Below are 1,757 nucleotides of genomic sequence, written 5' to 3'. Positions count from 1 at the left end.
CACGGCGCCGCGCGTCAGTGTGCACCACGATTTTGGCCGGGACGGCGTCAGTCAGGCCCAAATCGTTCGCCGCGGTCATGCCATCGACAAGCATCCGGGTTTGGTCGCGTCCGGCTTGCCGACGCGCAAGTTCTCTTCGATCGAGCGGTTGAACAGCAGCGCCTCCTGGAACACGACGCCGATGTTCCGCCGCAGCGACGTCAGCGTCACGCCGCGCACGTCCATGCCGTCGATCCTAATGAAGCCGGATTGCGGATCGAAGGCGCGATGCAGCAGCGCGATCGCGGTCGATTTGCCGGCGCCGGTCGGGCCGACCAGCGCGATGGTTTGGCCGGGCAGCGCGGTGAAGGTGAGGTCCTCGATCGCCGGCCGCTTGCCGTCATAGGAGAAGGTGACGTCGTTGAACTCGACGAGGCCGGACAGCCTGCCGGCATCGATCGCGTCGGGCCGGTCGTGCACCGCGGGCACGGCATCGAGCACGCCAAAGAACTCGCGCAGGCGCGGCGCTTCCATGAACACGTTGTTGATGAAGCTTACGACCTGCTCGAGCTTCTGGATCAGCAGCGTCGCAAAGCTCACGAACATCACGATCTCGCCGACCGAGGTGAGCCCCTGGTCGTGCAGCGCGATACCGAACGTGAAGATCGCCAGCACCGTGATGGTGGTGGAGGCGCGCGTGATGACGGTGACGAGCGCCCACCACGACAGCACCGGCATCTGGGCTTCGAGCAATTGATCGGCGACGGAGCGCAGTCCCTTCACCTCGGATTCGACACGGACAAAGCTCTGCACCAGCGCGACATTGCCAAGTGCATCGGAGGCGCGGGCGGACAGCTCGCTGTAGTGTTCCTCGACCGCCATCTGCATGCCGAAGGTCTTGCGCACCACGAAGGTGGTCAGCGCGGTGAAGACGATGCAGAGCACGAACAGGAGGATCGCGAGCCGCCAGTTCAGGTAGAGCGACAGCGGCAGCAGCACCACGACCGAGAGGATCGCCGCAAAATGCTCGCGGAAGAAGCCGAGCCACAGCCGCCACAGGGCGTCAGTGCCGTTGAGCATCACCTTCATCAGCCGACCCGAATGGGTGCCGGAGTGGAAGGTCAGCGGCAGTTGCAGGATGTGCTCAAAATAGTCGGTCAGCACCGCCTGGCGCTGGCGGTGCGAGAGCCGGTCGGCCTGCAAAGCCACGAGCGCGCTGCACAGGATGGTGAAGATTCCGAATGCGACCCAGGCCGCCAGGAACGGCCAGGCCGAGTTCGAACCGGCCACCGTCTTGCCGGAGAGCACGTCGACGATCCGGCCGAACAGCACCGGCTCGGCAAATTGCGAGCCCGCCAGCAGGAGATTGACGACCGCGAGCAGCCAGCCCAGCCGCGCCTCCTTGCCGAGCAACTCGAGAACGCGGGTGTAGAGGCGGAGGATGGACATGCGGGGACGAACTCGATCGGACGACGGAGCCCGTATTCTAAGCAGGGATCGCCTGCGAGATATAGCGGAAGCTGTCAGTTTTGCTCAATTGATCAGCCGCGCCGCGACCGGCGGCAGGAACCGGTCGTCGAAGATATCGCCTGCGCTAGGCCGTTTCCGGAATTTGAAGTCCTGCGCGATCTGGTCGATCGAGCGCTCCAGGCGCGGCGGTTCGATGCCGCCGAGACCGTTGCGCTTGACCTCGTCGGTCAGGATGTTGTCGACGAGGACGGTGCGCAGGCGCTCCAGCTCCAGGTCGCGCTCGCCGTCGTCGATGCGGCTCGCGGCCT

2 pseudogenes are annotated in these 1,757 nt (G+C 65.0%); both read right to left on the bottom strand.

Features of this window, described 5'->3' with window-relative positions:
• Positions 1-99 precede the first annotated feature (99 nt).
• Positions 100-1,428 (bottom strand): annotated as a pseudogene (locus tag MOV75_RS36820) (ABC transporter transmembrane domain-containing protein); the annotation flags it as partial.
• Between the two features lie 84 nt (positions 1,429-1,512).
• Positions 1,513-1,757 (bottom strand): annotated as a pseudogene (locus MOV75_RS36815) (nitrate ABC transporter substrate-binding protein); the annotation flags it as partial.

Origin of the sequence: Bradyrhizobium sp. PRIMUS42, from assembly GCF_023006515.1 — a bacterium.
Taxonomy (GTDB): Bacteria; Pseudomonadota; Alphaproteobacteria; order Rhizobiales; family Xanthobacteraceae; genus Bradyrhizobium.
This window is presented reverse-complemented; position numbering and strand designations above follow the sequence as displayed.